Consider the following 23,713-nt stretch of genomic DNA (forward strand, 5'->3'; position numbering starts at 1 on the left):
CCATCGTGTAGATAGTGTTCCGAGGGGATAACGGGCTTGGAATCACAAACCCGCATCTAGGATGTTCGTCCTAGACTTTACTTTACCTTCTCTTTCCAGTTTTGGGGAGCGATAATCGCTCTATATTTCTTGGATTGTTACCAGAATATCTCCAATGCTGTGCCAAGCTTCTACGTCTTGGTCAAGAAGTTCTACCTTTAGTTCGGTTTCAATGGTCGAAGCGATGGCACATCTGGCGATTTTTCCAATCTCAAGAGAGTCAAGGGAGGTCTCAGCAGTGAGCAAACTCGGATCAGTGTCAGTGTGCCTCAGTATGGCTGCTGTAGCGGTCTCCAGAGCTTTCTGGGTAAATGAGTCTGCCTCCGGCTGAGAAGCCACCGTCGTATCTTCATGAACCTCTGTAGGCGCATCCTCAGTCTCTGCTACTACCGGCTGGTCGCCTTCTTCTGCTTCTAGTTTCGCTTTAAACGCGGAGAGGGCAGATAAATCCACTACGGTCACCCCACCCGGTGCAACCAGCGCACTGGTACGCCGGCTCCCGCATAGCGGAAGGGTTCAAGTTCTTCATCCCAAGCCTGCCCGAGGGCTAGGTTGAGGGCTGCGCGTAGTTCGCTGTCACTATTAGCGCTTTCGAGGGCTCCTCGAACTCGCTCTTCTGAGACGACCGCATTCCCGTGCGCATCCATTTGGGCGTAAAAGATTCCGAGGGAAGGTGTATGGGACCAGCGGCCTCCATCTGTTCCGAGGGTGGCTTCTTCGGTGACTTCATAACGAAGGTGCTCCCACCCTCGCAATGCTGAAGCCAACCGTGCCCCTGACCCCACTGGACCAACCCAAGAAACTTCGGCCCTGAACATGCCGGGGGCTGCCGGTTGCTCAGTCCAGTCGAGGCGAACCGGAGCATTCAAGACGTCTGATGCAGCCCACTCCAGATGCGGGCACAGCGCCCGTGGCGCTGAGTGCACAAAAAGCACACCGCAGGTTCTTGACTCGTTCATGCTGTCTCCTTATACCTGAGAGTCGTCTTCCCCTACGTTCTCAGTTCGGATAGCCACGTGTCGGCGGTGTATCAGTACTCATTATACACAGATGGGGCGAAAAGCATACACCTACTCTCCCGCCCCATCTGGGTACCACTCAACTCTTTATTTCTCCTTAGGAGACTTTACGTTTAGCGGCGTAGATTCCGGCCGCTCCAAGCATCACTAGGACAGAGGAAAGCAATGCTATACCGCTACCCGCAATGCCGGTAACTGGCAGAGTACCAGCGCTTGGACCGGAGACAGTCGAGGTTGCTGTTGCCTCAGGAGAAGACACAGTGGCCTCAACAGAAGGCTCACCAGTTATTTCTGGGCTCGGATCTGGAGTGGGCACCACAAAGTTCTCTAAGCGACAAAGATCAATGTCTTGTAAAACCTTAGTCCCAGTATTTTCACTTCCATCTCCCTGCAAGAACTCAACTTGCTGAGCAGAACCACGAATCACCCAACGCCCCGGCACAGGCTGTAACACCTTAGGATTCCAAGTCTTAGCATCAACCGTTTGGGTATTAAAAGGATGCATAACCGCCGTACCGCGAATAGCTACCCTATTTTCTTCCGGAGTTGCTACGCTCAAATCACAGCTATCAAAATAGTTCACATTTACGGCGGGAGCCCACACATGCTTTACATCAAAGTCAGCATTAAAGTTCTTAGCGCGATAATCGTAGGAGTTACCTCCTGCGACCAAGACGTTCTCAACGGTAGAAGTAGTCGGGAACAGCGACAGCGGCTCCCCCGCCGAGTTAATCACCTCACCCACGTTACTAAACAATGAGGCGCTACCGCCGTCCACAATAGTTTTCACATTATTTTGTCCGATATTGTTTGGGTATAGGTAATAGACTGAATCCTCAAGAACCCTGATGAAGCTCTTTCCTGTATCGGATTCGCCCAGAGTCGCACTCCCGATAACCGCTTCATTACCTTTAAAAGTTATCTGCGAATCTGTGAGAACCACGCCATGACCTGCATCAGTCGTGTCTGAGCCTGAATGATCAATGATTCCTACCAAAGTGTTTTCAAAGTTTAGGTTAGCACCCTCTGCAGTCAATGCTTTCATCATGGAGCATGCTACTGGTTCCGGGGGTTTCTGGCAGGCAGGGATTCTTTGATTAGGAACATGTACGTCAAAGGTTGAGTCAACAGCTTGAATGGAAGCTCCGGGTTTCAAATCGACTGCGGCCTTCGCATTAGCACTAACATGGAAATGGCTATTAGAGATGTTTATAGGAGCCTCAGAGATAAAGGCACTATTCTCAATATTCCCGCCTTCTTGAATTATATGAAGGTAAGAGCTGTCTACTGCAACCTGTTTTACTCCGGCCCCGAAAACCATTGAATGCTCGGTGGTATCCAATGCCTCACTAACAAAAAGACCGCTGTCCTTGATGGAGAAAGTGCCATTCTGATTAGCTGCATCCACGCCTATTCCACTAGTGTATTTCGCACTAATGGAGCTGTCACCCACACCGTCACCAACGATAGACACATCAGCATTACCAGACACTTTAATTGCACCGTTCTTGGCATAAAGTATGTTGATTTCACCATGATTTAGCAACTCTAGATTGGCCGTAATATCCAGACCAGGTGCGCTCGGGCCGTTTACACTAACAACTACACCGTCATCAATTCTCATAGTAGTAGCCACCGTAACCTTAATCCCGCTGGTTAGAACTACGTTCTCCGAAAAATGAATGACACTAATATTAGGATCAGCAATAGCAGCGTTAATCTGCTCAGCCGTTGTCTGACTCGTCACTTCGAAAGTATTTTCATCAGCAGATGCCACGTCGACGCCAGCGCCGAGTAAAAGCGCAATTGCTGCGCCAACAGATAGTAATTTATTCATTTCTTTCCCCTTGCACTATTAGCCTAACAAAAACCTATTTACGTGCCCGTGATCTACGAGCAACAGATAAACTCAAAGCACCCCATAGTCCCAGCAATGCTATAGCCGCAAAACCAACCTGCAAGCTAACACCCGTGACAGGCAAAGTAGCACCGGCCGGACGAGATACAGTCGGGCTTACTGTTCCCTCAGGGGAAGACACAGTAGCCTCAACAGAGGGCTCGACAGTCATCTCGGGACTTGACACAGTAGCCTCAACACTTGGCTCAGTAGTAGGCTCAGGAGTTTCAGAAGTCGGCTCAGGAGTTGACTGCGGAGGCTTGGGGCAGATATCCAAATCCTGCAGGACAGTGGTTGCCTCAACTGTTGCGGTTGTAGCCTCATAGAAGGCTTGTTCAGGGCTAACTCCCATCACTACCCATTCTCCGCCTTCGACAGTAGTTGCATTGAAGTCGTTCTCAACTGCCGTACCGCGGATCAACTGCTTACGAGATTTCGGGGTGCTGGCCGGGGACGCATCGCAGGAAGCAAAGTAGCGTAAGTTTACTGCAGGAGCCCACACATGCTTATTTGCGTCCTCTGACGTTTTCGTAACATTGTAGGTGTAGGCATAGGGGTCGGAGATGCTGATACTGCCACCAGTCGCCTTAGAGACGAACTCTGTAAGAGCTTCTGCACCCGAGTTAATCACACCTGAAGTAGTAGGAGGCAACACAACAGTGCCAGAGTCTACCGTGGTCACAATTCGTGGGTCTAACGAAGCGCCATTACCGGCCCCGATTTCAACTTTTGAATCGCCATTAATTTTTAGCGTACTACCACTAGTCTGCTTGGCATCCACACCTGCTGAGTCAGCATAGACATGACTATTCGAAATTATGTAGTTTGCATCCTGGAACTGTAAAGACTGATGGGCCGCATTTGGATTGCTCCCTCCGGTAGTTTCTACACGCAGTTCCGAATCTTGAATGGTGACAGTATTACCTGCAGTGTTCAAGCCCACATAAGGCTTACAAACTGTGAAAAAGAAGAGTCTGTTACACTTTGCTTCAGCATTATTGGAGGTATGCAAAGAGATACCAGACCGCAAAATATTCAAAGGCGCACCATTCACAATGGAAAGATTGTAGTCGGAAGCCGTCTCTGACTGTAAGCTGCTGTCAATAAACTCAACAGGAGCCTCGGAGTAGATAGCCGCTCGCCAAGGTTTCACACCATTTTGTTTTAAAACATTGACTGAAGCGTTTTCAAAGGTGACCTGAGTGACCCCCTGATTGAAAATCATGGGGCCCTCTTTACCCTCTTGAGGCGACAGCACGAACAGGCTCACATTAGATACTTTAAAGAGCCCTTCTTGGCCTTGGGAATCAATACCGTAGCCACGGTTATTCGCAACAGTGAAGACACTGGAAGCTAGGTCATCACCAATCAAAGTGAAGTTAGCTTTCCCGTTAACATGAATGCCATAGTTCTTGAACTCATTTACTATCACTCTACCGTGATTCCGGAAGACCAAATCACTGGTCACGTTAAACCCGCGGCTGATTTTGTGCGCATTTCCGCTCAGATTAACTTCAACACCTTTGTCGACAAAAATCTCCGTCGGAGAACTGATGTTTATGGTACCGGTCAAATTCTTATTCTGCCCGAAATGAATCTGGTTGATTGCAGGATCTGCAATAGCCGCATTAATCTCTTGCACAGTCGTATCTGCACCCACATCAAAGACAGTAGGATCAGCTGACGCTAAAGCGACACCGCCCCAGATCCAAATCAACAGAGCTACCGCTCCAGCGACCACCTTTTTCATATTCAATCCATTCATAAACTCAGTTCACACATGAATCACAATAGCAAATATTGACTGCACATCAGGCACTTATAAGATATTTCACACAAAATATTTCTTTGCAAAACAATTAAGGACTACGCTAAAGCGTCAACTATCCCATCCTCAAGGCACCTCCAAAAAAAATCGGCCCTAGATCACAAGTCAAGGCCGCAAGCCCAGAATGAGCTGTCCGGTAGAATCTTCTACCTGCCAGAAGCATCCAGAGACAGTCCCTGAAGGGAAAGGAGAATGCACTTTGCTCACGCCTCCAGATTCGGTCGCACAACGCAAACCGCCGCGCGTCCTCAACATCTGAACGCGCGGCGGATACGTACTAGTGACTAACTACTTACTAAAGAAAGATGAGCTAGGGGAAGACTTTGTGGGTTCCATAATCTTACGAACCTCACGCATTGCTTTTGAACGTAGCTTGGGACTGAGACGATCTAGATAGAGATGCCCGTCGAGGTGGTCAGTTTCGTGTTGCAGAGCCCGAGCCATTAGCTCTTCACCCTCAACCACAATCTCATGCCCGTCAAGGTCGATGCCGGTTACCCTTGCATACCAAGCACGCTTGGTTGGGAACCAAAGCTCTGGAACCGACAGACATCCCTCATCGCCATCTTGATACTCTGAAAAATCTAGATCAGCAATTACGGGATTCAGAATGTATCCGACCTCGCCTTCAATATTCCACGAAAAAGCCCGCAAGCTAACACCAATCTGATTGGCGGCAAGACCAGCCCTTCCGTCCATATCTACCCCCTCCAGCAGATCCTCCACAAGGATTCGGACTGCCTTCGATTTCGGGTCGGTGATGGGAGCACAAGGAGTGCGTAGAACCGGATCGCCAATAATACGAATATCTCTAATGGCCATTACTTTGCCGCCTTTGCTGCCTTGATTTCGCTCAAAATAACGTCGACTGCGTCCTCGATCCGCAAAACGCGCTGCTCCCCGGTCTTACGGACGCGGAACTCGACTTCCCCGTCACGTAATCCCCGTCCGACCACCAACACATAGGGCATACCCAAGAGCTCAGAGTCGGCAAACTTTACACCAGCAGAAACCTTAGGGCGGTCATCCAGCAGCACATCCAGCTCTCCAGTCAGCAAGTCAGAGAGAGACTGAGCGGTGTCAAAGATCTCCTGGCCCTTACCGGTAGCCAAAACATGAATATCAAAAGGCGCCAAACCAAGCGGCCAGGCCAGCCCCTTCTCATCACAGTTCTGTTCTGCCAAAGCCGCCATCACACGGGAGACGCCGATGCCGTAGGAGCCCATGGTAACAACCTGAGATTTACCGTTCTCATCAAGTACCGTCAGGCCCAAAGCCTTGGCGTACTTGCGACCCAGCTGGAAGATATGTCCCACCTCAATGCCACGGGCCAGCTCCAAAGGACCAGAACCATCAGGAGCCGGGTCGCCAACGCGAATCTCCGCGGCCTCCATCGTGCCATCGGCCTCAAAGTCACGTCCTTTAACGACATGGAAAATATGAGCGTCAACCTCATTACCACCGGTGATCCACTGCGTGCCGTCCACCACGCGAGGATCCAAGAAGTAGCGGACTGAACCGCTCAGATTACCGTCCTTGTCCGTGGTGCGGTTAGCTGAGTTCGGACCCAAAACCTGCGGGCCCACATAGCCTAGGACCAGCTCAGGATGCTTCGCCAAGTCTTCCGGGGTGGCCATTTCAACCTCTGCGGGAGCAACGGAAGCTTCTAGACGCTTCATGTCAATCTCTCGGTCACCTGGAAGGCCAACACAAATAACTTCACGCTCACCGCCGGCATGAATCAACGTGACAAGCACATTCTTCAAAGTATCCGCAGCTTCCCACGGACGATCCTCCCGCGGAGCGATCTGATTAGCCATCTCCACTAGGTCAGCAATAGTCTTAGCTCCCGGAGTGGGGCGCTTCACCGGTTCCGGCTGTCCTGCAATCGGCAGGGCGTCAGGAACAACAGTAGTAACCGCCTCAGCATTAGCGGTGTAGCCACCAGGTGAACGGACGAAAGTGTCCTCACCGATCGCACAAGGATGCAAGAATTCTTCAGAACGAGAACCACCCATAGCGCCGGAAGTTGCTTTACAAATCGCTACTTCCAAACCCAGCCGGGCAAAAATCCGCTGATATGCGGCCCGCTGATTATTGTAGGAAGCGTCCAATCCTTCATCGGTCAGATCGAAAGTGTAGGCATCCTTCATAACAAACTCACGGCCACGAATCAGGCCCGCGCGCGGGCGCGCCTCATCACGGTACTTGGTCTGGATTTGATACAAGGTCAAAGGAAGATCCTTGTACGAGGAATACAAATCCTTCACCAGCAAGGTGAACATTTCCTCATGAGTGGGGGCCAACAGGTAGTCATTCTGGCGACGGTCCTGCAAACGGAACAGGTTCGGGCCGTACTCAGTCCAACGATCTGTAGCCTCATAGGGTTCACGCGGCAACAATGCGGGGAACAGAACTTCCTGCGCACCGGAAGCGTCCATCTCTTCACGCACAACCTGCTCAACCTTACGCAGTACCCGCAACCCAAGTGGCAGCCAAGTGTAAACGCCAGGTGCAACCCTGCGGATATAGCCTGCCCGAAGCAGTAGCTTATGGCTCATCACCTCAGCATCGGCAGGATCATCGCGCAAAGTGCGGACGAAATAAGACGACATCTTGTTTAACATTGCTAACCTGTTCTTTCCTGAAGCAAACGCCTACGCGATTACTTCTACCTCACCAGAGCCCTCTTCAAGGCCCATTTCTTCAGCTAATTCATTCGCTTTCGCGATTAAAGTCTCAACAATCTGATCTTCTGGCACAGTCGCCACGACTTTGCCCTTAATGAAAATCTGACCCTTTCCGTTGCCGGAAGCGCAACCCAAGTCAGCTTCCCGAGCCTCACCTGGACCATTAACGACACAGCCCATCACCGCGACCCGCAAAGGCACCTTCACGTCTTTTAAGCCTTCTGTGACTTCCTCGGCGAGGGTGTACACGTCCACCTGAGCGCGGCCACAAGAAGGACAAGACACAATCTCCAAAGTTCGCTCACGCAAACCCAGCGACTGCAGAATCGAAATACCAACCTTGACTTCCTCAACCGGAGGAGCCGAAAGAGAAACACGGATGGTATCGCCGATACCCTGGGACAACAGTGCACCAAAAGCAGTAGCAGACTTAATTGTTCCCTGGAAGGCAGGTCCAGCCTCAGTCACACCCAAGTGCAAAGGCCAGTCCCCCGCCTCAGAGAGCATCTCATAAGCACGAACCATGGTGACCACGTCATGATGCTTAACCGAAATCTTAAAATCATGGAAACCATGCTCTTCAAACAAAGACGCTTCCCAAATCGCTGATTCCACTAGTGCTTCAGGAGTGGCCTTACCATATTTCTTAAGCAGGCGTGGATCCAAAGAACCGGCATTCACACCGATACGCAAAGAGCATCCGTAGTCTGAAGCTGCCTTACAAATATCTTTCACCTGATCGTCAAACTTGCGGATATTACCGGGATTAACGCGAACTGCCGCACAACCGCCCTCAATGGCCTGGAAAACGTAGCGAGGCTGGAAATGAATATCCGCAATCACCGGAATATTAGACTTGCGAGCAATAACCGGCAGCGCTTCAGCGTCCTCAGGACGGGGGCAAGCCACGCGGACAATATCGCAACCAGTGGCAGTCAGTTCAGCAATCTGCTGCAAGGTGGCACCAATATCGTGGGTCGGTGTAGTAGTCATCGACTGAACAGAAATAGGTGCGTCACCACCAACGTACACGTCTCCAACCTTGATTTTTCGGGTCTTCTTTCGAGGACGAAGCACTTGCGGGGCTTCCTTCACCTTAGGAATTCCTAGGGAAACTTCTGTACTCACACCTAATTCCTGTCTTATGCCGATGCTTATCAAACAATTGGAGCTACAAAATCTGCTACTACCAGAATAACGGTCATTAGCAAAAGTAGCCCACCGACAAGGTAAGAAAGCGGAATTAATCGCGCTACATCAGCCGCCCCGACATCAGATTTACCCCGCATTCGGCGCCATTCTCGGCGAATCCACTCAAAAATCGCGCTAACTACATGGCCCCCATCAAGTGGCAACAAAGGAATCAGGTTAAAGATAAACAAAGCCATATTAAGGGAAGCCAGCAGCAACAAAATCATGCCGATCCGGTCAACGACCGAAACTGCCGGGTTCTCGGTGCCACCGATGCTGGCGCCCATCTGCACAATACCAACCACAGAGACAGGAACATTCCGGTTGTCTTGCTGCATGCCAAACATCTGGCTAATACGCACCCAAGTGGCCTGCGGTAGGCGCAACACCAAGCCAGCCGTCCCTTTGGCCTGCGCCCAAACGGTCTGCGCTACCTCAGAAACGCTGGCCTTCTCCTGCACGAAAGCCGGGGTAATCCCGACCAAGCTGCGACCAGCAGAAGCGTATGGAACCACCTGTAGGACTTGAGCATCCCCACTCCTGCTAATGGTCATCTGCAACGGCTCCCCCGCAGGGGCGGCACTGATCTGAGCGACTAGCTCATTCCAGCTAGCTACAGACTTACCATCCACCGCTAGGACCTTATCGCCGGCCTGTAAGCCTGCTTTCTGAGCGGGACACTGGCTACTCTCAGACTGACACACAGTCACCGAATCCACCACAGTCGTCGGAGCTGGCTGTCCGATCCCCAGCAGAGAAACGAAAGTCAAAATGATAGCCAAGAACAGGTTCATGAAGATACCACCAGCCATAATGACCAGCTTCTTCCACGGTGCAAGGAGATACATGGGGGCGAGCCCCTCATTCTCCTCCAACTCTGCCCGCATCTGCGCACGGGTCTCGTTAGCGATTTTAGCACCCCAGCTACCAATTAAACCACGATTCGAGACAACCGGCGTCGGACGAATCATACCTACAATCCGGACGAAGCCACCCAACGGGATGGCTCGAAGATGATAGGTGGTTTGTCCCCATTTGCGATGCACCAGGCTAGGGCCGAAGCCTACCGAATACTGCGGTACCCCGACACCAAATAGCTTAGCTGGAACCATGTGGCCAAACTCGTGCAAAGCCACTGAGACCACTAGGCCGAAGATTAAAGCAAGGGCGCCTAGCAAAACTCCCATTGTGCACCCCCGTAACAAAAACTGAACATTCTAAAGCCAATCATCAAAATAGTTTAGCGTGTAGCAATTAGGTGGCGGGCGTAAGACTGCGCCCAAGTGACCGCCGTAGATACCTCTTCGTGAGAAGTTCCCGGTAACGTCTCATGCTCAGAGCAGACCTCCTGAACCCTAGCAACGATGTCTAGAAAACCGATTCGCTCATCTCTAAAGGCCTGCACGCATACCTCGTTGGCAGCGTTCATTACTGCCGGCATTGTGCCACCTGCCGCGGCGCACTCTCGAGCAAGCTGCAAAGCTGGGAAAGTCTGCAAATCTACCGGCTCAAAATCCCAACTGAACGGAAAATCAAACAGGTTTGCTGGAGCGACCGCTTCCAAACGGTCCGGCCATGAGAGCCCTAAAGCAATGGGAATCAGCATCGAAGGAGGAGAAGTCTGTGCGATAGTTGACCCATCCTTCCACTGCACCATCGAATGGATATGCGACTGAGGATGGACTACCGGAATGATGTGTTCGGGAGCAATATCAAATAGCACGTGAGCCTCAATTAGCTCGAGCGCCTTATTCATCAGCGTCGCAGAGTTGATAGTAACCACTGGACCCATATCCCAAGTAGGATGATTCAAAGCCTGCGCGACGGTCACTGTTTCTAGCTCGGCACGAGTTTTACCCCGGAAAGGCCCACCAGAAGCAGTCAGGACTAAGGAAGACACATCAGTCTTTCCAGATACTACCGGAACCGTCAAGCCGCGCTCGTGACGTCCTGACCGTAAGCACTGCGCGATGGCGGAGTGTTCAGAATCAACCGGCACGATTTGTCCTGGACGTTGCAAGGCTGAACGTATCAAGGGAGCGCCAGCCACCAGCGACTCCTTATTCGCAAGCGCTAAGGTCGCTCCCGCTCGAAGCGCAGCGAGAGAAGGGTCAAGCCCAATAGCGCCGGTAATCCCGTTGACTACCACAGTGTCGGCAGAGGAAGAAGCTGCGCATTCAGTTGCCGCCCGTTCCCCCACTAGAATCTGTAGTCGTCGAACGGGCAGTCCCTCTGTCTGAAAAGCTTGTCGTAACTCAGCTTCAAGCTCAGCTTTGTCACCGTCAGCGATGGCGACGATTTCCACACCCAATCTCACGCATTGTCTTGCCAGTAGAGCAAGATTATGGCCACCTGCGGCCAAAGCAGTCACCCGATATAGGTTCGGATTACGTTCAATAACTCGAATGCATTGGGTTCCGATAGATCCCGTAGAGCCGAGGATAACTACAGGACGTTGGCTGGAGGACATAAAATATCCGTCTACTCTACTGCAAGCATCACTTCAAGAAGCGCGTTCAGGTAAGCGTCTACGCTGACCTCAGAGTATGCTTTGTCACCACGCTTTGCCTTGAATACGATATTGCGAACATCGCGCGCTGAAAGAGGCTGCCCCTCATTGAAGAAAGCCACTACTCGAGTCAAGAACGCGTCCACCTCAGCAACAGAATAACCGCTTTCGCCCTTTTCTGGATGTGTGAAGCGCTCTCCCTCGGGACGACTCAAACGGGGATAAAGCACGGTGGCCCGATCAGCGACATGGTCTAGCCAAGCCTGCTGTCCATGGCGGGCCACATAGTCCGCACGGTCACGCTTCACGAAAGCCGCAGCGAGACGGTCGAGCGTCGCATCTACTGAGACCCGCTTATATCCACCCTTCTGAGTCGAAAAAGCCGCAGCGAGAACCGAACGCGCGTTAATTTCACTGGAGGAACCCTCATATGAGGCGCGCGCCCGTGCCATAAAGTCATCTACTTCATCGATGGCGTAGCCTGCACGAAGCCCACCGACCTTATTGAACATTTCTGACATTTGCCCTCCTCGTTGCTGCCTTTTGGCTATTTACTTCAGTCGCCAGCTGACCGCAGGCACCGTCAATATCTGAGCCACGGGTATCACGGATGGTAGTCCGGATTCCCGCTGCCCTCAATTGTTGCACAAAAGCATCTTGTTGTTCAGGAAGTGAAGCCGTCCAGATCGATCCCGGAGTGGGATTCAACGGAATCGGATTCACATGAGCCCAACCGCGACCGCGCTGATTAAGCTCGTCAGCAAGCAGTTGTGCTCTCCATACATGGTCATTCATATCCTGAATCAACGCATATTCAATGGATACACGCCGACCAGTTACCGAGTAGTAATGATATGCCGCGTCCAGCAAATCGCCAACTTTCCAGCGACTATTCGCCGGAATCAGGTCATCACGAAGCTCATCATCTGGGGCGTGCAAAGAAACCGCCAAGGTAACGGGCAGACCCAAATCTGCAAGCTTATAAATGCTGGGTACCAAGCCAACCGTAGAGACTGTGATATTACGCGCCGACAGACCGAAGCCCTCCGGGGAGGGATCAATCATGCGGTGCAAAGCCTCCACGATTGCTCGGTAGTTCACCAAAGGTTCACCCATTCCCATGAACACCACATTGGTGAGACGATTCGGACCAATCTTAAGCTTGCCATCCTGCGCTGTGAGCATCGCGTGACGTACCTGCTCGAGAATCTCACCAGTGGATAAATTACGGATGAAGCCCATCTGACCGGTTGCACAGAATGGGCATGCCATTCCACAACCTGCCTGAGAAGAGACGCACAGAGTGACCCTGTCCTTGTATCCCATCAATACGGATTCAACCCGAGAATTATCAAAAAGTTCCCACACGGTCTTAAGGGTACGCCCCTCATCAGCAACCAGTTCACGTGCCGAATTAATCAAAGTCGGGAGCAAAGTATCAGTCACAATGTCGTGCATGGAGGCTGGCACGTCGGGCATCTTATCTACTTCGGCAACGCAACGCCCAAAATAGTGGCGGGAAATCTGATCCGCCCTAAAGCCAGGTAATCCAGCAGATTTCAAAAGCTCTTTCCGAGCTTTCACATCTAAATCAGCTAGGTGCGAGGGAGGGTACCCACGCCGCTGCGCGGTGAATGAAAGCATTGGTTTTGCATCGGGAGTGGTGGCCCCCTCAGGAGGCTGATCCGTAGGCAAAACCTGCCGTGTAGCCCGGCGGCGGAGATCTTCAACAGAGAAAGTAGTTTTTTGAGTCACGTAGTTACCAAGAGAGAGCGAAGTGCATAATCAGATAGCACGCGGGTGCTGAAACCAAAAGAGAATCCAGTCGATCCATGAACCCGCCATGTCCAGGCAGGATACTGCCCATGTCTTTCAATCCTAAATCGCGCTTAATCAGTGATTCAGCCAAGTCCCCGGTTGTCGCGGTAATAGCGATTGCAATTCCCAGAATAACACCCCACCACGACGATGCGCCCAGCAGGTGCATTGAAATCGTGCCAATAGTGATAGTTGCCGCAATTGATCCGGCAAAACCTTCCCATGATTTCTTAGGTGAAATAGAGGCAGCCATCGGATGCTTACCTTTCAAGACACCCGCGATATACCCTCCAGTGTCGTTTCCGACCGGCAAGAGGACAAAGACAATCACAGCCCAGTATCCACCATTAGTCAGCATGCGCACCGCGAAGGCAGCCAGAAGCGGCACATACCCCAGTAAGAAAACTGAGGCGGCAGAGTTTCTAGTGGTCTCACGCACCGGAGAATTAGCGAGCACATGCCATACAATGGCTACGCCCGCAGCAGCGTAGAAAGAGATAAAGGCCGCTTCCATTCCCAAGAAGTACGCCGAGGTTAAGATACCTACCGCACCTACAGCTAAGACCGGATATGCCACGTTCAAATGAGCGCGCGCACAAGCATTTTTCAGCTCATACAAGGCATAAACACAACCGACGCTACTCAGCCCCAAGAACCCGATTGGGTGAATCAGAATGGATAGCAAAAATAGTGCCGCCAAACTGATGCCAACCGTAATAGCTGCCCGTAAATCCCGGCCTCCTTTGTACTGTTTATCCGGTTTCGGGGCATCAACTGGGACGGGTGCGTCCGCCGCACGCAGTCTATCGCGGCGGCGTTTGAGAGTTTCAGAGTCTAAAGGGCTCATCTGCTTTGCCTAAATCAGACAGTGAGTAGTTCAGATTCTTTCACAGAGAGAACTTCATCAACCTGGTCAACATGACGCTTAGTGAGAGCTTCCAGCTCTTTTTCAGCCCGCTCTACCTCATCTTCGCCAGCGTCACCGTCCTTCTTTAGCTTGTCTAAAGCATCCTTAGATTTACGACGAATACCGCGAATCGAGATGCGGGACTCTTCCGCCTTGTTCTTGGCCTGCTTCACATACTCCTTACGCCGTTCTTCAGTCAAAGCGGGTAGGCTAACGCGGATAACCTGTCCGTCATCAGTGGGGTTCACCCCAAGGTTTGACTCGCGGATAGCCTTAATGATTTCGTTTACAGCTCCGCGATCATAAGGGCTGATAAGTACGGTACGGGCCTCTGGAATCTGGAAAGAAGCCAGCTGCTGCATCGGAGTGGGAGCACCATAATAGTCCACGGTTAAGGAGCTGAACATACTGGAGTTGGCGCGTCCGGTGCGAATATTCGCAAACTCTGAACGGACAGCATCAATCGCCTTGCCCATCTTTTCTTCTGCTTCAAGCAGGATTTCGTCAATCACTTCTCGTTCTCTTTCTGCTGTGAGGTAACCAAAGTACCGATTTCTTCACCCAAAAGGGCTCGTTTTACGTTGCCTGGCTCATTCATACCGAAGACACGCATATTAACATTATTGTCCATACATAGTGAAAATGCTGCCGCATCAACGACTTTGAGTCCCTGAGCTAAGGCATCTTGATAGGTAAGGTCACGTAGCAGCCGCGCATCCGGGTTAACTCGAGGATCATCAGTATAAACACCGTCGACGCCATTCTTCGCCACCAGCATCTCATCGCACTTAGTTTCAAGTGCGCGCTGCGCGGCCACCGTATCAGTGGAGAAGTACGGAAGACCCGCACCAGCACCAAAGACCACGACGCGTCCTTTTTCGAGATGACGAATGGCACGCAACGGAATGTATGATTCAGCCACCTGCCCCATGGCGATAGCGGTTTGCACGCGAGTGGAAACACCAACCTGCTCAAGGAAATCCTGCAAAGCCAGCGCATTCATTACTGTGCCAAGGATTCCCACATAGTCAGCGCGGGCCCGGTCGAAGCCACGCTGGCTTAGTTCCGCACCACGGAAAAAGTTTCCGCCGCCCACAACGATGGCGATTTGGACACCAGCTTCGCGAGCTTCTTTGATTTGATTAGCAATCTGGGAAATCACGTCAGGATCAAGGCCGACGCTCCCACCACCGAAAACTTCACCTGATAATTTCAGTAACACTCTGCGAGGCTTGGTCGTTTCCGACATTAGCGTCCTTTCGGCCGGTTTCATTCTTCCTGTCCATCATAGTTGATAGATAAGGAAACAGCTCTGGGACACGTCGCCCCAGAGCTGTTTCTGATTAGTAGCTTAAGCTATCTCATGCACCGACATGGAAGCGGACGAAAGCTACGACCTGGCCACCAGTTTCCTCGACAATCTTGCCGACAGTGGTCTTCGGGTCCTTAGCGAAAGCCTGATCCATCAGGGTGTTCTCCTTGAAGAAACCGTTCATGCGGCCTTCAACAATCTTCGGCAAAGCAGCTTCAGGCTTGCCTTCGGAGCGAGTCAGCTCTTCCAAAGTGGTGCGTTCCTTCTCAATCACGTCAGCGGGAACGCTGTCACGATCGAGGTACTCGGGCTGGTATGCAGCAATGTGCAAAGCGATATCATGAGCAACCGAAGCCGCCTTCTCATCGGTACCAACTAGAACGCCAACCTGCGGAGGCAAATCGGGGTTAGAGTGATGCAGGTAAGAGGTAACTGCGGGAGCCTCAACGCGAGCAATGCGGGAAACCACAATCTTTTCGCCGATTACTGAAGCAACACCGTCGACCATGTCCTTGACAGTGCCTTCAGCAGCCGGAGCGGCCAAGAGCTCTTCAGCGCTCTGAGCGCCAGACTCAACAGCGGCGGCAAGAACCTTGTCCGCGAACTCGATGAACTTTTCATTCTTAGCAACGAAGTCGGTTTCGGAGTTAACTTCCACCATGATGCCTACCTGGCCGTTGTCCTGATCAGCAATGTGAACTAGAACGAGGCCTGCGGAGGCAGCGCGACCTTCACGCTTAGACAGGGACTTGATACCCTTCAAGCGAATGATCTCTAGCGCTTTTTCTTTGTTACCTTCAGCTTCGTCAAGAGCCTTCTTAACGTCCAGCAGTCCGGCGCCAGTCTGCTCGCGCAGGGCCTTAATATCGGCAGTAGTGTAGTTAGCCATAAGGGTTATTACCTTTCGTAGGTGTGTTTAGGCTTCGGTGTTCTCGTCAGCTTCAGCTTTAGGAGCTTCAGCTTCCTCGGTCTTAGCTTCTTCGGCCTTGGGCTCTTCGGCCTTGGGCTCTTCAGCTACCTCAGTTTCTTCGGACGCATTGAGGAGCTCACGCTCCCACTCGGCTAAAGGCTGTTCGCCAGCTTCTGCTTCCTGACCGGTCTTGGACTTTGCTTCGCTGCGGGCAACAAGGCCCTCAGCGCAGGCATCAGCAACAATGCGAGTGAGCAAGGCAACGGCGCGAATGGCGTCATCGTTTCCGGGGATCGAGTAGTCGATTTCATCCGGATCACAGTTGGTGTCAAGAATAGCAACTACCGGGATGTTGAGCTTGCGAGCTTCAGCAATCGCAAGATGCTCCTTCTTGGTGTCTACGATCCAGAGAGCGGAAGGTACCTTAACCATGTCACGAATACCGTTCAGGGTACGGGACAGCTTGTCCTTTTCGCGACGCATCATCAGCAGTTCCTTCTTGGTGTACTGAGAAGCAGCAACATCCTCGAAGTCAACCTGTTCCAGTTCCTTCATGCGCTGAATACGCTTGGAGACGGTCTGGAAGTTAGTGAGCATACCGCCCAACCAACGGTGGTTCACGTAGGGCATACCAACGCGAGTAGCTTGCTCTTCAACAGCGGACTGTGCCTGCTTCTTGGTACCAACGAACAGAACGGTACCCGAGTGAGCAACGGTTTCCTTCAGGAACTCGTATGCCTTATCAATGTGGGTTACAGTCTGCTGCAAGTCAATGATGTAGATGCCGTTACGCTCAGTCAGAATAAAGCGCTTTACCTTCGGGTTCCAACGACGGGTCTGGTGTCCGAAATGCACACCTGCCTGAAGGAGCTCACTCATCTTTACGACTGCCATATTCATTCCTTTCCACACGCTCATGCGTGCGAGGGCGAAACGCCCTTTGGTTGTTCTCGAGTTTTGTGTCGAACACGAATGTGTCCAACCCTAGTGCTCTAATATGTTCCGCCCCGTAGGGACCGCCGGTTCATATCCGCCGCCGCGCGATTAAGCATTTGACCCAATCAGCTTTAGCAAAAGAGCACGCGAAGTCACCCAAAACAGTCGGGTGCTAGATTCATTTTAGCCTAGTAATCACAGGCGTGATAACGCAGACCACAGTTTCGGATTAGAGATTAGTCACCTTCTCACCGTTGCTTACTGGCCGGATCTCCCTCGGCAGGGCAAATCTCGGCACGTAAACTCATTAAACCTAGGCAAGAGGGCGTAACCTTGAAGGAACAACTGGAGTGTTTACGAGGAGGAAACTACTTGTCCTGGAAAGAACATATGCAATGGTGGCATGTCTACCCCCTCGGAGCTTTGGGAGCTGACACAACCGGCCAGGATTCCACCTGCCATCATTCCCTCAAGGAACTGATTCCATGGTTGGACCATGCCCGTGATCTCGGGCTGAATGGCATCGCTTTGGGGCCTATATTCGCTTCTGAACTGCACGGCTACGACACGCTTGACTACTTCCAAATCGATCAGCGTCTAGGCAATCTCGAAGATTTCCACGCCCTAGTTGCGGCCGCCCACGAACGCGGCATGAAAGTAATGTTAGATGGCGTATTCAACCATATTTCGCGCAACCACCCCCTCCTTGAGGACCCGGCGCAGGCAATCGAAAACGGCCTCGTCCATGCCGACAATACCGGCCAGCCGCGCGCTTTTGAAGGTCACGGACAGCTGATTGAACTGAAGCACTCCTCCCCTGCCGTCCAAGACCTGATCGTGGAAATCATGACGCACTGGCTGAGTATGGGAGCTGATGCGTGGCGTTTGGATGCCGCTTACACGCTGGCGCCCGAACTCTGGAAACCGATCTTGGGCCGAGTCAAAGAACGCTATCCAGATGTCTACATTATGGGCGAGGTGATTCACGGCGACTATATTCATACCGTGACCGCCAGCGGGATGGATGCAGTCACCGAATACGAGCTTTGGAAAGCTATCTGGTCATCTCTTAATGACCAGAACATGCATGAGCTGGCATGGACGCTCAAGCGTCACAATGAGTTCACTGAAGCTTTTTTGCCATACACTTTTGTGGGCAACCACGACGTCACCCGCATCGCTACGCAGGTGCCTGCCCCGCTCACCGATTTGACTTACGTCATTTTGACTACAGTTTCTGGCACTCCCGCGATCTACTATGGTGATGAGCTTGACTGGACTGGCCACAAAGAGGAGCGCTTTGGTGGCGATGACGCGATCCGTGCTGCCCTGCCGCCCTTCCCACCCGCCCCGGCTGAGCGCCCTGATAGCTACCGGCTGCTACAACACCTGCTCAGCATCCGTCGGCGCGTTCCCGAACTAATCCATTCACGGACCCGGCCGATTGCGGTGGACGGGCCCGTGATTGCCTATGTCTGCGAATCTAACCCGGAGGGGCGACCCTTGCTCACCGTGGCTTTGAACAGCGGGGAAAATGCTGTCGACGTGGAATGCGAAGGCGGCAATCTGATTGCCCACCGCGACGCGCATCAAAACGCTGACGGAATCCACCTGGGACCTGCCGGCTGGGCGATTCTTGCCCACACTATCTGAGAGGAAAACCTTGGGGTATCAACGCGGCAAGCGTCAGTTTTCAAGACCCGAACCAGTGGATTCAGACCTGAGTGGACTACTCAATGCTTTAGAGAAAGCCGATGGGCGTAACTATGGCGCCTACAAATCCATGATTGGGCAGTACCGGATGGATATTTGGCGGCCGGGCGCTGTCCTCTATCTTGATAGAGTCCAGTCCGATCCTTATGCGCCGCCTTCGGATTTTCGTCTGCGTTTGGGGCCGCAGCAGCTTCCTTTCGCTGATCAATGGTGGGAGGATGACACCGCCCGTGAGGCGATTGCGGACTATCTGGCGCGTCGCCTCTGCTCGGTGATTCACAGCTTTAGTCCGGCGCGCCCCCATTTCAGTATGGCTCAGCCGGGGCAGGAGATTTTACGTCGCTCCTCAGTCATGTTGGCCCCGCACCCTGATATTCCGGGCTTGCCGAGGGGGATGGAGTTACGTTTTCGGATGCAGTTGCCTGCCCGAGGGCGAAGCATTTTGGGAAAGACAGCCGCAGATTTAATCGAATACGACCTGATTGATATTCTGGACGAAGCTATCTTCCGAGCTCCCAAGCAGCAGCTGGAAAAGCAGATCCAAGTCTTGCATGACTACCGTGTGGCCAGAAATGAGTTGGAGCAGCGGGGACTGGTGGCATTCATCGCAGATGGCTCTTTGCTGGCAAGAGAAAGCGGCGTGAGCGATCGTCCTCTGCAAAATGCAATCAAGACTACGGCGCCAGAGTCTTTAGCAGTAACCATGGACCTTCCCTACGCTGGGCCCACCCGCGGTTTAGGAATCAAGTCAGGGCTAACATTGATTGTGGGAGGTGGTTTTCACGGGAAATCGACGCTTTTGCGCGCGGTTGAGCGAGGCATCTATCCGCATATTCCTGGTGATGGCCGGGAGCTAGTGGTCACCAATCCAACCGCGATGAAGCTCAGGGCCGAGGATGGTCGTCCCGTCCAAGCCGTCTGCATCAACGATTTCATTAGCGACCTGCCCAGCGGCGTTGACACCCTGAGTTTCTCCACAGAGAATGCGTCTGGCTCCACTTCGCAGGCCGCCGCAATAGTGGAGGCAGTCGAATCTGGTAGCAAGGTATTGCTCTTAGATGAGGACACTTCTGCCACAAACTTGCTGATTAGAGATCCACTCATGCGGTGTTTGGTCCCCTCCGAGCCGATTACTCCTCTAGTTGATCGGGTTGAGGAAATGGTCGCCGCGGGTTTGTCCTTGATTATCGTGATGGGTGGCTCTAGCGACTACTTGCCCCTAGCTAATCAGGTGATTCTGTTAGAGGACTATCTTTTGCATGATGTGACCGAGCGAAGTCGTAGCCTGTTTCTGGGAAAGGAAACTGAGGTTACAAATCGGCGGGGAGACGCTCAAAAGCTGGCCCTGCTGAGCGCGCACCGGCCTTGGCCACGCGCCACCAGATTAGGCGATCGACTGAAGTTGAAAACTCAAGGGGTGGATGCTTTCAGTATCAACCATGAGCTAGTTGATCTCAGGGCTGTAGAGCAACTGGTGGATTCAGCGCAGACAGCCTTGCTGGCGCGAGTGATCGTCAGTATCCTGGGGCGAAGTCACCAGCTGAGAGACCAGAATGACTCCCTGACGCAACTGATTGACTCACTACTGTCCGAAGTGAGACAGAAGGGCCTAGGCGCCTTGGGAACACAAAACCCCTTGAGCGGCGACCTAGCTGAAGTACGCACCCAAGAAATCCATGCCGCCTTGAGCCGGCTACGAAGCCTACGTTTCGAATGATTTAACGACGCAAACGCGAAGTGGCGTCCAAGTTCCAGATTGTTGCCACCCCAGCTAGGCTCACGAAAGCAGCCAAGATTACTGCGGTAGTAATGCCGGGGATCTTACCCAACCAGTCCACTAGCGGGCCAGCGCCCATCGCGCCCAGAGCCACACCCAGATTCACAACGGCGATGACCCAGCCATTAGCTTCCGCTAAACGAGTCGGCAGGCAGGTCCTTTCCACCATTTGGAATCCGGCAGTCAAACCAATCGGAAATGCCAAACCGGAAAGCACTGAAAGCACGCAATACAGCCACAAGGGCGCTCCTAAGAAAGCCAAAGGCGCATAGCCGACAGCCACAGCCACTCCGATGAAAGAGATCTGTCGCAGGTTCATGGTGCCGGTTTTGAGTTTGGAGACGGAGAGCGCCCCCAGAGTGCCACCACACGCATAAGCTGCGAAAGCAAATCCGGAAGCGGTAGCTGAGCCATGAAACTCACCATAATTCGTGGCGGCGATAGCTTGCACACCGACAGGTACTCCAAGTCCAAACATGAAGATAAGCAGCCGAGTGAAGAAAGCATCGCTAATCAATGACTGATGCTTAACGATACCGGCGGGAGCTGCTTCCTCGGCCCGTTTTGCGGGTTCTGGAATCAGCGCAAAGGCGAGCGCACCAAATAGGCCGATTGCTACAATGCCCCAAAGGTTCCCACGCGAACCCAGCCAAGCAATCCCGAGAGCCGAAAGTAAGGGACCAAACACATAAATGAGCTGCTGCCCCATCAGATCCAGACCATAAGCCTGATCGAGCTGCGTGCCGCGTTTCATCATGCGTGGCCAATAAACCCGAGCGGCCGACTCTAGCGGTGGCGTTGCGAAACCTGCGATAGCCCCAAGCGGCAACACTAACCAAACCAAGCCCGTAGGGGTGAGCGCTAAACCGGCAAAAGCCATAGAGGCAATGGTACCGGTCCCAATAATAATCCTGGCCGAGCCAAAACGATCAATAAGTCGTCCAAACAGTGGCTGTCCTAAGGTACCGGCAATCACAAAAGTCGACACTAAGGCTGACGCGTAAGCGAAGCTACCGCCCTCATCACGGATGAACTGGATAAAAGCCAGTGAAACCATGCCCTGCGGGAGACGTCCGAAAAGCACTGTAACTAAAATCGCCAAGGTTCCCGGGACTCGAATAGCGTGTACGGTAGTTTCCTGTTTCTCTTCCATCACTGCAATATTCTACTGCGTCGCAGCCAGTTGCACCCGTCCCCAGACGCCTAGATGGTCACTATTAGGGATAGCGAATGTGCCTCCATCAACTGGAATCAGATTCCAAGTCAGCACGTGGTCAATCCGCGTGAAAGGGAGCTTAGTCGGCCAAGTCGCCTGCGGTTTCCACCAATCACCGGCCGTCACCGCATCGATAGAGCCAGCAGAGAGATCACGAAACTCCGGATGGCAAGTGGCGGCGTTAAAATCTCCAGCAGCAATAGTTGGCAGATTCTCGCTATCTACCCATTTACGTAAGAGAGACATCTCTTGGTTCCAGATAGCTGCTCTTCCCGGCATTGGCGGCATGATATGGGTCCCCGCAATACGGACGGGACCTTTACCGGTCTGTAGCTTGACGATGGGCACTTGGAAAGTAGTAGCGGCATTGAAGGCGTCGGCCAGATACTGCTGCGATTCCATGGGTAACCGGGAGAGAATCCAAGTTTCTAAAGCATCTTCATCTTCCGGGTCGCTCGTCCGGTACTTGTATTCAGGGAGCATCGGCACCAGCTTATTCGCGAAACTTTTGGTGGCTTCCACGATGACAATTGCGTCGGCAGAGACTTCCCTAGCCTGCTTGGCGATTGCGACTGGGTCCCCTCCCCCGAACTCCACATTCGCTGAAATAACGGTTAGTTCTAGCCGGCCTCCAGTCTGTTTCTCAAGTAGAGTCTCCATAGTGTTCTCCGCCCACCAGTATCGTGAGGAGACGGGCCCCGCCAGAGGGAAGAATAAGTATGTGCCAGCTAACAAAAGTGCTAGCAAGAGCGCCGCAATAGCTTTAGCTATCCGCAGTTTGAAGAGCGCAAATACGCCAATCCCTAGGGGCACTACGAAGAGGAAGCCGGCAAGGACCTGCGAAACCGAAATCCACCAGTAACCGCTACTGGGCACCCAGTAGAGGGCAATGGCTGTCAGTGTGATCAGCCAAGCTAGAAAAGTAAAGAACTTTCTCATTCCCGGGTCTCCTTTCGGAAATGATCCCAGCCTAGTACCGCAGGCGCGGGCATCTTGTCGAGGTATAGTTCTGTTTTCCCGTCTTCCACGCATTCACCAATGCGGTGGAAACGCTTGGGAAGCGGGACGCCGAGGGGGAAGGTCGCCAGCATTCCGTGGTCTTCACCGCCGGCTAGCACCCACTGTCTCACATCGGCGTTGAGCCAAGCCGCAAGCTTTGTTAAAGGCTCAATATAGTGTTTCAAGAGCACGGAATCTAGGCGCGCTGAAGTTTCGCTGGCCTGACAGATTCTCTCTAGGTCACGCAGTAGCCCATCCGAAACGTCCAGCATTGCGCTGGCACCAGCCTGCCTGGCTTCTACGCCCGCAGTCAAAGGCGGCTCAGCTGCTTTGAAGATTCTCAGACTATCCGCAGCTATTGCTCTTAGACTCTCAGGTAGTGTGTAAAGGTCCTCAGTTTGTATATATCCTGCCTCGCACAGCGAGAGCCCGGCAGCAGAGCGCCCAAGCGTCCCAGCGAGGGCGATAATGTCTCCCGCGCTGGCTCCGGAGCGAAGGACCGGCTCTGCCCCATCCAGATTCCCCGTAATGGTTGCAGAGGCGACAATCACCGGGGCACCGGAGAGATCCCCACCTGCGAGTCCTACCCCAGCTTCCCGACACCTTAGGGAGATACCCGCAGTGAAGTCTTTCACCCACTGCACTTCGAGGTCGCGGGGAACCCCTAAACACACCAGCAGGGAAGTTGGCTGAGCGCCCATAGCGGCACAGTCAGCCAAATTCTGGGCTGCTAGGCGCTGACCTACCTCGAAACCAGTAGACCAGTCACGACGAAAATCAAGGTTTTCCACCAGCATGTCAGTCGAGGTTACGAACCTAGCATCTGGGGCTGCGATTAACGCGCAATCATCGCCGGGACCAATCAACTGGGCTTGACCAGCCGGGAGGTCTGGGACAAAACAATTTAACAGTTCTGCTTCAGATAGTTCAGAGACTAACATGAGGATTCATC

Annotated in this window: 21 protein-coding genes; 2 read left to right on the forward strand and 19 right to left on the reverse strand. The window is 52.7% G+C overall.

Features of this window, described 5'->3' with window-relative positions:
* Positions 1-120 precede the first annotated feature (120 nt).
* The 16 genes from BM477_RS04285 to rpsB all read right to left on the reverse strand — a co-directional run bounded on the left by BM477_RS04285 (position 121) and on the right by rpsB (position 17,014).
* Positions 121-492: a S1 domain-containing protein gene (locus BM477_RS04285; protein ID WP_143230202.1), complete on the reverse strand. Its 372-nt coding sequence runs from the start codon at positions 490-492 to the stop codon at positions 121-123.
* 5 nt (positions 493-497) lie between these two features.
* Positions 498-998 carry a DUF3145 domain-containing protein gene (locus BM477_RS04290; RefSeq protein WP_075361449.1) on the reverse strand — a complete coding sequence of 167 codons (501 nt, stop codon included), beginning with the start codon at positions 996-998 and terminating at the stop codon, positions 498-500.
* A gap of 157 nt (positions 999-1,155) precedes the next feature.
* Positions 1,156-2,895: a hypothetical protein gene (locus BM477_RS04295; protein ID WP_075361450.1), complete on the reverse strand. Its 1,740-nt coding sequence runs from the start codon at positions 2,893-2,895 to the stop codon at positions 1,156-1,158.
* 34 nt (positions 2,896-2,929) lie between these two features.
* A complete protein-coding gene (locus BM477_RS04300; protein WP_075361451.1) occupies positions 2,930-4,705 on the reverse strand; it encodes an RAD23 family protein in 1,776 nt (591 codons plus the stop codon).
* A 366-nt stretch (positions 4,706-5,071) separates the two neighbouring features.
* Complete coding sequence (locus tag BM477_RS04305; protein ID WP_075361452.1) at positions 5,072-5,605, reverse strand: peptide deformylase; 534 nt, start codon at positions 5,603-5,605, stop codon at positions 5,072-5,074.
* Positions 5,605-7,410: a proline--tRNA ligase gene (locus BM477_RS04310; RefSeq protein ID WP_075361453.1), complete on the reverse strand. Its 1,806-nt coding sequence runs from the start codon at positions 7,408-7,410 to the stop codon at positions 5,605-5,607. Before BM477_RS04310 ends, BM477_RS04305 begins: the two co-directional genes overlap by 1 nt.
* A 30-nt stretch (positions 7,411-7,440) precedes the next feature.
* Positions 7,441-8,601: a flavodoxin-dependent (E)-4-hydroxy-3-methylbut-2-enyl-diphosphate synthase gene (gene ispG, locus BM477_RS04315; RefSeq protein ID WP_425425740.1), complete on the reverse strand. Its 1,161-nt coding sequence runs from the start codon at positions 8,599-8,601 to the stop codon at positions 7,441-7,443.
* Between the two features lie 29 nt (positions 8,602-8,630).
* Positions 8,631-9,851, reverse strand: a complete 1,221-nt coding sequence (locus tag BM477_RS04320) for a M50 family metallopeptidase (RefSeq protein WP_075361454.1) — start codon at positions 9,849-9,851, stop codon at positions 8,631-8,633.
* A 53-nt stretch (positions 9,852-9,904) separates the two neighbouring features.
* A complete protein-coding gene (dxr, locus tag BM477_RS04325; RefSeq protein ID WP_075361455.1) occupies positions 9,905-11,134 on the reverse strand; it encodes a 1-deoxy-D-xylulose-5-phosphate reductoisomerase in 1,230 nt (409 codons plus the stop codon).
* Between the two features lie 11 nt (positions 11,135-11,145).
* Positions 11,146-11,694, reverse strand: a complete 549-nt coding sequence (locus BM477_RS04330; protein ID WP_075361456.1) for a cell division protein DivIVA — start codon at positions 11,692-11,694, stop codon at positions 11,146-11,148.
* Complete coding sequence (gene rlmN / locus BM477_RS04335) at positions 11,675-12,928, reverse strand: dual-specificity RNA methyltransferase RlmN (RefSeq protein WP_075361457.1); 1,254 nt, start codon at positions 12,926-12,928, stop codon at positions 11,675-11,677. The genes BM477_RS04330 and rlmN overlap by 20 nt, the downstream gene beginning before the upstream one ends.
* A 4-nt stretch (positions 12,929-12,932) precedes the next feature.
* A complete protein-coding gene (locus BM477_RS04340) occupies positions 12,933-13,838 on the reverse strand; it encodes a phosphatidate cytidylyltransferase (protein ID WP_084543705.1) in 906 nt (301 codons plus the stop codon).
* 14 nt (positions 13,839-13,852) lie between these two features.
* Complete coding sequence (gene frr, locus BM477_RS04345; RefSeq protein ID WP_075361458.1) at positions 13,853-14,410, reverse strand: ribosome recycling factor; 558 nt, start codon at positions 14,408-14,410, stop codon at positions 13,853-13,855.
* Entirely contained in the window at positions 14,407-15,147 is a 741-nt protein-coding gene (gene pyrH / locus BM477_RS04350; RefSeq protein ID WP_084543706.1) for a UMP kinase, read from the reverse strand. The genes frr and pyrH overlap by 4 nt, the downstream gene beginning before the upstream one ends.
* Before the next feature lie 112 nt (positions 15,148-15,259).
* On the reverse strand, positions 15,260-16,099 hold the full coding sequence (gene tsf / locus BM477_RS04355) for a translation elongation factor Ts (RefSeq protein ID WP_075361460.1): 840 nt from the start codon (positions 16,097-16,099) through the stop codon (positions 15,260-15,262).
* 27 nt (positions 16,100-16,126) lie between these two features.
* On the reverse strand, positions 16,127-17,014 hold the full coding sequence (gene rpsB, locus BM477_RS04360; RefSeq protein ID WP_075361461.1) for a 30S ribosomal protein S2: 888 nt from the start codon (positions 17,012-17,014) through the stop codon (positions 16,127-16,129).
* Positions 17,015-17,428: 414 nt separating this feature from the next.
* Between rpsB and BM477_RS04365 the strand changes: the two genes are divergently transcribed.
* Both BM477_RS04365 and BM477_RS04370 read left to right on the forward strand, forming a co-directional pair.
* A complete protein-coding gene (locus tag BM477_RS04365; protein ID WP_222842278.1) occupies positions 17,429-18,709 on the forward strand; it encodes an alpha-amylase family glycosyl hydrolase in 1,281 nt (426 codons plus the stop codon).
* 55 nt (positions 18,710-18,764) lie between these two features.
* A complete protein-coding gene (locus BM477_RS04370) occupies positions 18,765-20,486 on the forward strand; it encodes an ABC-ATPase domain-containing protein (protein WP_158024353.1) in 1,722 nt (573 codons plus the stop codon).
* Position 20,487: 1 nt separating this feature from the next.
* On the opposite strand, the gene BM477_RS04375 is transcribed toward BM477_RS04370, so the two are convergent.
* From BM477_RS04375 to BM477_RS04385, 3 genes are read right to left on the reverse strand one after another with little or no spacing between them, the layout of a single operon-like run.
* Complete coding sequence (locus BM477_RS04375; protein WP_075361464.1) at positions 20,488-21,699, reverse strand: MFS transporter; 1,212 nt, start codon at positions 21,697-21,699, stop codon at positions 20,488-20,490.
* A gap of 12 nt (positions 21,700-21,711) precedes the next feature.
* Positions 21,712-22,701 carry an endonuclease/exonuclease/phosphatase family protein gene (locus BM477_RS04380; protein WP_075361465.1) on the reverse strand — a complete coding sequence of 330 codons (990 nt, stop codon included), beginning with the start codon at positions 22,699-22,701 and terminating at the stop codon, positions 21,712-21,714.
* A complete protein-coding gene (locus BM477_RS04385; protein WP_075361466.1) occupies positions 22,698-23,702 on the reverse strand; it encodes a thiamine-phosphate kinase in 1,005 nt (334 codons plus the stop codon). The genes BM477_RS04380 and BM477_RS04385 overlap by 4 nt, the downstream gene beginning before the upstream one ends.
* Between the last annotated feature and the right edge of the window lie 11 nt (positions 23,703-23,713).

The sequence above is a fragment of the Boudabousia marimammalium genome (assembly GCF_001936115.1).
In the GTDB taxonomy this organism is placed as follows: domain Bacteria; phylum Actinomycetota; class Actinomycetes; order Actinomycetales; family Actinomycetaceae; genus Boudabousia; species Boudabousia marimammalium.

Bases quoted from the DNA above. Each gene is read 5' to 3' on its own strand.
- BM477_RS04290 (WP_075361449.1), bottom strand. From the start codon at position 998: ATGAACGAGTCAAGAACCTGCGGTGTGCTTTTTGTGCACTCAGCGCCA.
- BM477_RS04295 (WP_075361450.1), bottom strand. From the start codon at position 2,895: ATGAATAAATTACTATCTGTTGGCGCAGCAATTGCGCTTTTACTCGGC.
- BM477_RS04300 (WP_075361451.1), bottom strand. From the start codon at position 4,705: ATGAAAAAGGTGGTCGCTGGAGCGGTAGCTCTGTTGATTTGGATCTGG.
- BM477_RS04305 (WP_075361452.1), bottom strand. From the start codon at position 5,605: ATGGCCATTAGAGATATTCGTATTATTGGCGATCCGGTTCTACGCACT.
- BM477_RS04310 (WP_075361453.1), bottom strand. From the start codon at position 7,410: ATGTTAAACAAGATGTCGTCTTATTTCGTCCGCACTTTGCGCGATGAT.
- BM477_RS04320 (WP_075361454.1), bottom strand. From the start codon at position 9,851: ATGGGAGTTTTGCTAGGCGCCCTTGCTTTAATCTTCGGCCTAGTGGTC.
- dxr (WP_075361455.1), bottom strand. From the start codon at position 11,134: ATGTCCTCCAGCCAACGTCCTGTAGTTATCCTCGGCTCTACGGGATCT.
- BM477_RS04330 (WP_075361456.1), bottom strand. From the start codon at position 11,694: ATGTCAGAAATGTTCAATAAGGTCGGTGGGCTTCGTGCAGGCTACGCC.
- BM477_RS04340 (WP_084543705.1), bottom strand. From the start codon at position 13,838: ATGAGCCCTTTAGACTCTGAAACTCTCAAACGCCGCCGCGATAGACTG.
- pyrH (WP_084543706.1), bottom strand. From the start codon at position 15,147: ATGTCGGAAACGACCAAGCCTCGCAGAGTGTTACTGAAATTATCAGGT.
- tsf (WP_075361460.1), bottom strand. From the start codon at position 16,099: ATGGCTAACTACACTACTGCCGATATTAAGGCCCTGCGCGAGCAGACT.
- rpsB (WP_075361461.1), bottom strand. From the start codon at position 17,014: ATGGCAGTCGTAAAGATGAGTGAGCTCCTTCAGGCAGGTGTGCATTTC.
- BM477_RS04375 (WP_075361464.1), bottom strand. From the start codon at position 21,699: ATGGAAGAGAAACAGGAAACTACCGTACACGCTATTCGAGTCCCGGGA.
- BM477_RS04380 (WP_075361465.1), bottom strand. From the start codon at position 22,701: ATGAGAAAGTTCTTTACTTTTCTAGCTTGGCTGATCACACTGACAGCC.
- BM477_RS04385 (WP_075361466.1), bottom strand. From the start codon at position 23,702: ATGTTAGTCTCTGAACTATCTGAAGCAGAACTGTTAAATTGTTTTGTC.